Annotated in this window: 8 protein-coding genes, 1 pseudogene and 1 riboswitch; of the genes and pseudogenes, 4 read left to right on the top strand and 5 right to left on the bottom strand. The window is 34.6% G+C overall.

Going from position 1 to position 8,113, the window contains the following annotated elements; all coding sequences use genetic code 11:
* Positions 1-945: IS110 family RNA-guided transposase (locus ACFSMW_RS11150; RefSeq protein ID WP_390355687.1), on the top strand; the 945-nt coding region annotated here is incomplete at its 5' end.
* Between the two features lie 139 nt (positions 946-1,084).
* Here the strand turns inward: ACFSMW_RS11150 and ACFSMW_RS11155 are convergent.
* The 3 genes and pseudogenes from ACFSMW_RS11155 to ACFSMW_RS11165 form a co-directional block, all read right to left on the bottom strand.
* A complete protein-coding gene (locus tag ACFSMW_RS11155) occupies positions 1,085-1,702 on the bottom strand; it encodes a nucleotidyltransferase domain-containing protein (RefSeq protein WP_390355689.1) in 618 nt (205 codons plus the stop codon).
* A 325-nt stretch (positions 1,703-2,027) separates the two neighbouring features.
* Complete coding sequence (locus ACFSMW_RS11160) at positions 2,028-2,465, bottom strand: hypothetical protein (protein WP_390355691.1); 438 nt, start codon at positions 2,463-2,465, stop codon at positions 2,028-2,030.
* 134 nt (positions 2,466-2,599) lie between these two features.
* Positions 2,600-2,866, bottom strand: a pseudogene (locus ACFSMW_RS11165) (GNAT family N-acetyltransferase); the annotation flags it as partial.
* A 117-nt stretch (positions 2,867-2,983) separates the two neighbouring features.
* On the opposite strand from ACFSMW_RS11165, the gene ACFSMW_RS11170 reads away from it, so the two are divergent.
* From ACFSMW_RS11170 to ACFSMW_RS11180, 3 genes are all read left to right on the top strand, one after another.
* Entirely contained in the window at positions 2,984-3,502 is a 519-nt protein-coding gene (locus ACFSMW_RS11170; RefSeq protein WP_390355698.1) for a CBO0543 family protein, read from the top strand.
* Positions 3,499-4,065 carry a CBO0543 family protein gene (locus tag ACFSMW_RS11175; RefSeq protein ID WP_390355693.1) on the top strand — a complete coding sequence of 189 codons (567 nt, stop codon included), beginning with the start codon at positions 3,499-3,501 and terminating at the stop codon, positions 4,063-4,065. Before ACFSMW_RS11170 ends, ACFSMW_RS11175 begins: the two co-directional genes overlap by 4 nt.
* 269 nt (positions 4,066-4,334) lie before the next feature.
* A riboswitch (cyclic di-GMP riboswitch) is annotated at positions 4,335-4,417 on the top strand.
* A gap of 31 nt (positions 4,418-4,448) precedes the next feature.
* On the top strand, positions 4,449-4,721 hold the full coding sequence (locus ACFSMW_RS11180) for a hypothetical protein (protein ID WP_390355694.1): 273 nt from the start codon (positions 4,449-4,451) through the stop codon (positions 4,719-4,721).
* Between the two features lie 431 nt (positions 4,722-5,152).
* Here ACFSMW_RS11180 and ACFSMW_RS11185 read toward each other — a convergent pair whose 3' ends face one another.
* Both ACFSMW_RS11185 and ACFSMW_RS11190 read right to left on the bottom strand, forming a co-directional pair.
* Entirely contained in the window at positions 5,153-6,496 is a 1,344-nt protein-coding gene (locus tag ACFSMW_RS11185) for a reverse transcriptase domain-containing protein (RefSeq protein ID WP_390355696.1), read from the bottom strand.
* A gap of 448 nt (positions 6,497-6,944) precedes the next feature.
* The gene (locus ACFSMW_RS11190) at positions 6,945-8,099 is read right to left on the bottom strand and encodes a restriction endonuclease subunit S (RefSeq protein WP_390355699.1); all 1,155 of its coding nucleotides are present in this window, start codon (positions 8,097-8,099) and stop codon (positions 6,945-6,947) included.
* Positions 8,100-8,113 lie beyond the last annotated feature (14 nt).

Here is an 8,113-nt window from a genome sequence, read left to right on the forward strand (position 1 = left end):
AATCCTGTGGTTTCTTATGAGGCCAGGAAAACGAGCCTGCGCAAGGTAAAAACCGATAAAGCAGATGCGTTTCATTTAGGCGAGCTATACTACAAGGAAGATCTTGAAAGCTATCAAAAAAAGACGGAGAAAGCCCTGAATTTGCGTCTTTTAACAAGGCAGCACAGCGCATTAACAGAAAGCTATGTTGGTGTTAAGCTTCAATTTCAGGCAGCTTTAGACCAGATATTTCCAGAATTTCAAAGCGTTTTTAGTGATCTTTATGGCACGCTTTCGTTGAACACTCTAGCGCATTATCCAACTGCATTGGATATTCAAAAGGCCACGCCACAAGAGCTAGCTGATGAAATGCGGCAGTTCGGAGCCAGACGCTCTAAAGCATGGTTTTTGGATAAAGCATCCCAACTAAAAGAAGCGGCAAAACGCAATCCTTTTCAGTCACCAGTTTGTCATGGGCAGCTTGTTAGCCTGAACATGTACATTCAGATGCTTTTTCAATTCCAGGGGCATCTATCCAAACTAAAAAAAGAGATAGACGCCCTAGCGAAAACCTTTGAGGACTATGAATTTCTTCAATCCATTCCCGGAATCGGAAATAAGATTGCTGCAACAACCATTTCCGAAGTTGGGGATATCAACCTGTTTCATCATCCTAAGAAGTTGGTAGCCTTTGCCGGATTGGATCCAAGTGTCTTTGAATCAGGCAAATTCAAGGCATCCATTAACAACATCACAAAAAGAGGCTCATCAAGACTGCGTCAAGCGCTTTATTCGGCTGTTCAATGCGGTCTAGCTAAAAATCGAAACAAAAAGCTCATTGCCTTTTATCAACGCAAGCGGGATGAAGGAAAACTACACAAGGTTGCCGTCATTGCGTGTGCTAATAAGCTTGTTCATTGGATTCATGCCATATTAAGAAACAAAAAAGTATTTGTAGATCAGTAATAAAGAACCATTAATTGTTTCAAAATTCAGAACCATATTGTTATAAACAATATGGTTATTTGGCATGCCCAATTTCAGTGTAACATGTTTTTTTGAGATTTTTAAGACCAAAGTATTGACAGCTATTAGCTGGTATTGTTTAAGAAAGCGTACGAACAACTTCACGTTCAAAATTTTTGATAACCCATTTACCTTCGCTCTCAATAAGATTTAGAACTAAATTTCGGTTGATCTGGGACTCATCTAGCCATTTCTGCAAGGTACGAATCACAGGTTCCTTCTCAGGGAAGTGGTGTATAAATATCTCAGCTTGCTGGTGAAGTCGAGTTGTCCAAATTTGGGATCGGACCATAACCATTGAATAACATGTTCGAATGAATTTCCGTGCAAAGATTTGTGAAATCCTTTTAAATTCCTCATCGGAAACCAAATTTAGTCGGTGAATTGTACGAGTAACAAAGTCACCAATATCTCCGTTGAAACTGACTGCTATCTCCGATGTGAGCTTATATGGACCGAACTCCATTGCTGGGTCCTCTCCATAGACACAAATACACAATCCCTTAAGAAATGCCCCTTCGTAGTAATTTTTAGGGTCGATAGTGTAATTGTAATCTGCAACAGCAATTCCGACATCACGAACCAGGGAGCAATACTTTTGAGACAACGCAGCAGATAAATTTTTAAGCTGTGTAGACTCTTCAGAATTTAGATTACCTGTGAACATGGCTATGAGATCAAGGTCTGACTTAGCCACAACAGCTTCACCTCTTGCAACGCTACCGTATACATAGACACTCTGCAGACGATTAGGAAACACTAATGTTAGTTCCTCGATAGAATCATGTATACACGGATGATAAATAGATTGAATTTTATTGTATCAACATCGCTAATAATATATCCATCTTGGTCAAGCCCAAATCCAGATTGTAAATAAGTCACTTCGAATCTATCCTCCTTTCAGATCACAACAAATCTCCCTAGTTTAAAACTCACTCCTCTTATGTAATAATATGGCCCTATTGTTGAAAGGACGCAAATCCTTCTTAAAGAATTGCGCCTGATTGCGGAAAAGGGTATTAGTGAAATCTAAACCAAGCAAACCATTGCCCTTGTTTGTTTTTAGTTACAAAGATTTGTCTGTGTGATGCATCATATGCAGGTAAATATTGTGGAAACAGTACCTCCACAAACCAAGAATTATTAGCTATTTCCTCCCCACAATAATACTTCGCCATTGCATAATAAGCTTCTGAATGTGGTGCTTTTGGAAGATGTGCTATGGTTTCTACTTTCCACCCTTTGTAATTATCATTTTTGTAGACCTCGGGAATAATCGTATTTAGTAAATTTTTAAGCCCTTTATCTGAACTCACATGTCCCAAATTTTGTGAGTTAGGGCACTTACCATTGTTAATTAAAAATGGTACATCCCCGTTTGTTTCAGCAAATGATATTTGAGGGTATATCAAAAATCCTAACATACACAAGTAAATAATAACTCGTAGATAATTCACCTTATCACCCCTTGTATAGTTATTATTCATAAAACAAGGGATTTTTTATGCTATCTTTTAACCAACATAATGGCCTTTTTCTTGAATACATTTGTTGGACAATCGCGCTCCGATTGCGGGAATATGTAATGAATTTATTCTTTGTAGTTTCTTTTTAAAAGTCCCATAAAAATGATGTCATGCCACTTTCCATTTCGATAAAGCTGTTCTTCCAATTTTCCTTCTTCAACAAACCCATGCCTCTGATACAATTTTATTGCCCGATCATTGAAAGAAAACACACGTAGATATACCTTATGCAAATTTAACTCTTTGAAAGCGAAATCCAATAATAGCTTAAATGCCTCCCGTCCATAGCCTTTGCTCCAGTAATCCTTATCTCCTATATCAATAATACATTTTATTCAACATTTGCGCCCGGATATAGTAGATCATTAAAAAGACCTTATTGGTTAGAATAAGACTATATGCTAGAATTAACCACGCTAAAGTAAATTCAATTGAAGGAATTAATAACTATGCACATTGCTATTACTATCTGGGCTGTCGTTGCTTCATGGAAGTTTTGGAATTGGGAGCGTTTTTATCGATATCACACAACAATGTTATACATAGCAACAATGAATTTATTATATCTCTTTTTTACCGCGGGTTATCATTTATGGAAAATGGAATCCGATATTGGACTTCCTGTCCCCATCATAAATATGTTATATACATTTATTGTTTTTCCATGTACGACAATTTTATTTCTATCTCGTTATCCAGAATACTTGAAAGGACAAATTTACCATAATTTGAAATGGATTTTTATTTACATTGGTGCTGAATGGGTTGGTAGTTTGTTTAACCTGATTACTTATGAACATGGGTGGAATTTGGGGTGGTCATTGCTTTTTGTTATCATGATGTTTTTGATGTTTCGTTTACATTATAAGAGACCGCTGTTTGCTTATTTGTTGACGTTTGTATTTACTGTTTTGATAATTTATTACTTCAAAATCCCTTGGAACATTCCAGTGGAGGATCGTTTATGATACAAATCACAAAGACTGTCGATATACAAGATGTCATGAAATCACAAAGAAGCCTGTACGAGACAAATTACGCATACTGGATGGAACATGTACTATTTTCTTTCAATTGGTGGTTTCTAATTATTATCAGTATTGTACCTTGGTTTATTTGGTGGAAATTAGTTGATAAAAAAAGACTGGTGGAGATTTCTTCTGTTGGACTTCTGTCTATGGTCATTGTATTAACTCTAGATTTGATAGGTAGTAGCTTTGTTTTGTGGACGTATGGATTTAATGTAGTGCAAATGATACTTCCGCAGATCACCATTGACCTTACACTATTACCCATTATAAACATGTTTCTTTATCAATTTATTCCCAGATGGAAACCGTATATAGTTGCAACTATTTTTGTTGCATTATTTGGTACTTTTCTTGTTGAACCACTTTTCGTTTGGATGGGCATATACATTCTTCATAGTTGGAAATATGTTTATTCGCTGCCTATTTATATTGCGTTTTCTATTGGTCTGAAATGGGTTTTACAGAAAACGAAAACCTGTCAGAATAATGCCAGACAGTAACCTTAAATAAACGGAAGCCTAACTTATTCCTTTAGGTTGGGCTTTTCATATGCTCCAATCTGGATAACCTTATATCACTTTTACCCTCAATACTATATTCTACATTCAATGGGGAGTTCCTGCATGATTCAAATATTCCACTCCAATGATTATAAAAAATCGAAGGATATCGTTGCGGAATTGATGCAGAATGCTTGACCGCGAACTTTGTCGAAAGAATAGCCTTACAAAGTATAGATTTAAAGCATTATAATCAAGCTAGGTACATAAAACATTATAGGCCAATCTACTGAAAGGTCGTGACGCAAAGTCACAGGTCTAAGGCAAACGCTATGATGGCTGGGCTGCAGAATAGGAGTGAACATGCAGAAGTTAGAAGCTGAATGGATGGAGCTCATTATTACTGCGAAACAATTAGGCTGTTGAAAAAATGGAAGGTAAGGCAAAAAGAAGCATTCCTATCCGATGGAATTCGGGATAAAATCAAATATGTGTTAACGAGGGGAGATCTACGCCCTATACGATTGGCAGCACCAAACGATGGATTGAAAAGTTTCATTAAGAAACATAAGCTAAGGAAGATTACCGTGCACGGACTACGGCATACTCATGCATCAATACTTTTTGAAGCTGGTGCATCAATCAAAGAAGTGTAGGATAGATTGAGCCACAATGAAATAGAAACCACTATGAACGTTTATACACACGTCACTCAATCTGTTGCTACAAAAACAGCAAATACATTCAAAGAATACATGAAAATTAATTAAATATGGTCACGAGCCTATTTTTGAGTAGTAAAAAAGCCCTTTTCAAAAGATGGAATAAGGGCTTCAACTGTTGATATATTAACGTTTTGAGAACTGAGGGAGGTAGTAGAATCAATGGTTACGGGTGATTTTGTATGCTACTTGTATGTTACGCCTACTTATCCACAGATTTTATAAAGCAATTGAAACAAAATTAGGCATACTTTTTTTAAGGATAAGGATATTAACTCAATAGTAAAACTCCATTGACAATTACATGATAGTCATGCAATATCTATTTCATACGCCTTGCTTTTATAGTTATCCTATAAACAAAATTATATTTTTGTATGAATTCTTAGTCCCATTTTCTTTTCAAGTTTTCCTTTTCTGTTCTTTATTTGCCTCAACATTTTATTATCCGTTTTAGGCGAAACATCATCAAAGATTCTTTGTGCATTCTTTGCATATGATATGAAATTCCCATAAGGCTTACGTTCAGCCCCCATGTCTGTGTACAACTGATAAATCCTTTTTCTATAAGGTATTTTTTTTAATCCTTTTTTGTATTGTATACGTCTTGCCCTATTAATTATAATTGAAGCATTCCTATAAAACTTATAAGGACTTTTCCCTCTTATTTTCACTGTGTTACCATCAAACAAAAATCCCAAGTAATCTAAATGTGAGTTTTTTCCAGATATTAAATTAATTATAGTCTCACTGAAATATTCGTAGCTATTAGTCTTTTCATCCTGGATAACGATTTTATTCTTCTCTGCAAAATCAAATATTTGTTGTGTAATCTTATTAAATTTATCATATGAAATTTTCTTGGGTAATACTATTATAAAGTCATCCGAATATCTTCTATATAGTCCATTATACTCCTCGACTATTTTATTCATTTCTAAATCAAATTCGATTGCATACACATTTGCAAATACACCACTAAGCGCAGTCCCCTGCGGTATTCCATATTTATTCTCATTATAGTTCGTCTTTTTTTTACGCTGAAATTTTCGAAACTGATTAACACTTTTAAAATAGCTAAACTGTCCTTTTTTTCTTAAATGGTTATCCGAGCCAAGAATATTGTTTATCTCATCTTTTTCATAGTAGCCGTACTTTGTGATTGACCGAAATATGTTATACCAATCTTTTGTTAATTCATTCCCGCCAAGGACACGAATTAAATTCTTCTTTAGTATTTTATGATCAATTTTATCAAAAAATTTGGTAAAGTCCCCTACTAGAATATACGCCTCTTTATTACTAATTATTGAATTTATAACTTCTGCCGAAAAGTCAATATTTGATTTGTTTCTTTTATTATCTCTGTATGCAGTTGCACATTGATCAATTTTATGATTTTTCATCCAATTATTATATGATTTATAAAGTTCTAGGGTGTAATACTTATATATGTAATTGTCTAGATGACCTGCATACATTATATCTCTGGGCTTTTTCTTAATTGGACGATTTTCTAATTCTGGATTGGGCTCATCAGTAAATCTCTCTGTTTCATCCACATAATGAATAAAAGGTAAAAAACTATGCGTTCTAATGTTTTCACTATTACACACATAGTCTTCTACCTTTTTAAATTCAATTCGTTTATCAAAATGAAGGTATTTCTTTTTCTGGAAATTTCTTTTTATTATTTCTTCATTAAGCATTTTATCGCCTCTTTTTTTGAGCGGAAGGAACCTCAGACCTAGCCTCTGTATTAAAATGTTCCTTCTGCACACCAGCCATAATCATTACACTATTGGCCATTTCTTTTGTGTAATATGCTAAGGGGTATTATAAACTAATCTGGTACAATGTTAATAATAATTCAATTAACCATGATAGGAGTGAATATATGGAAACGTTAATTACATTCTCTCTCCGGTGGATGTTTCAATTATTAATTATTGAAATATCCTCAACGCAACATTTACAGTATTATTGCCATGTGATAATTGAAAGTTTCAAACATTGTATTCTGCTAATCTAGTATTAACAGGCAATTATATAATATCATAGACTTGGGTTTTTTTCATTAAACTACCAATACAAAATAGAAATCAATAATACCTACTTTTTCATTAGCATATCCAATAACAAAACTTAAATAACCCTTTACTTAATCAATTGCTTTGTATATGGTTGCATTTCTTCAATTTCATTCACAATGCGTTTTTGTTCTTCGAGTGGCGGAAGAGGTATTATTGTATCTGCAATATCTCTCATAACCCAATTTTTATTACCTACACCTCTAGTATTTTTCCGAGCTTGCATCTGTACTACAGGTGATTTTATAGCGTAAAGTAAAAATTTATTAAAAATTAAATTTGTATTAAACTTTAAAAGTGCGACACTCACAAATAGGCTAAAATCCTGTTCAGTATCTATTATTACTGCTATTCCGGTAGTACCAACCTTTGTTAAAAGAATATCTCCTTTTTCTGGATTACATCTTTTGTATAATTCCTCGTGTTCCTTTAATGAAATAAACTTTGTGTCAGAAAAGTCGATCTCCCCACCACTAATATCTTTTACAGATATAAATGGCACACCACTTGCGGTATATTTTGGTGTTCTATGTGCACCATCTGTTAGTTTATTTAATAAATCGCCCAACCTCACCCACTTCCAACTCTCTGGTATATCAAAAGGGATATCTTTCTCCGCAATTTCCGGAAGTGCTCTTGTTTTCTTAATTTTCCCTTCTTCTATTAGCCTTTTCTTCTCTTCTTGAATGTGTTGGTACAGTTCTTCCGCAGTACCTTCTTCTTCCCGCTGTTCCACTAATTTTCCTTGAATCGCATATTGCAAAATAGACTTTTGCATATCCTCCGGGAACTTCTTGTTTAGTTCTGTCACTTCTATATAAGCTTTATCATATTCTTCTACATAAGGCATCAGTTCTTCAATTTTTGCAACGATACGCTTTTGTTCTTCCAGAGGTGGGAGGGGAATTAAAAACCTTTTTAATTTCTCTGCACTTAGCCCTTCCCTAGATACCCCCACTTGAACACTCATGATCATTGATTGAATATAAGATGATACTAAAATGTAATGCAATAAAAACCTATTTTCTGAGATTAGATTTCTGACAATCATAACGTGCTGATTAACATTAGCAACATCAAAATCATCCGGAACTAAAGCACATCGCCCAATTGATCCACCAGTAATATTTAACAAAATATCCTTAGGCTTAACAACACTTCCTTGTTTGGGAATGTAAACTGAACTGTGTAAGTGAGAGTGCGTACGGCTCTTACTTCGCAGTTCAGTTTTTTATT

The sequence above is a fragment of the Tigheibacillus halophilus genome, from assembly GCF_042683165.1.
GTDB lineage: Bacteria > Bacillota > Bacilli > Bacillales > Amphibacillaceae > Tigheibacillus > Tigheibacillus halophilus.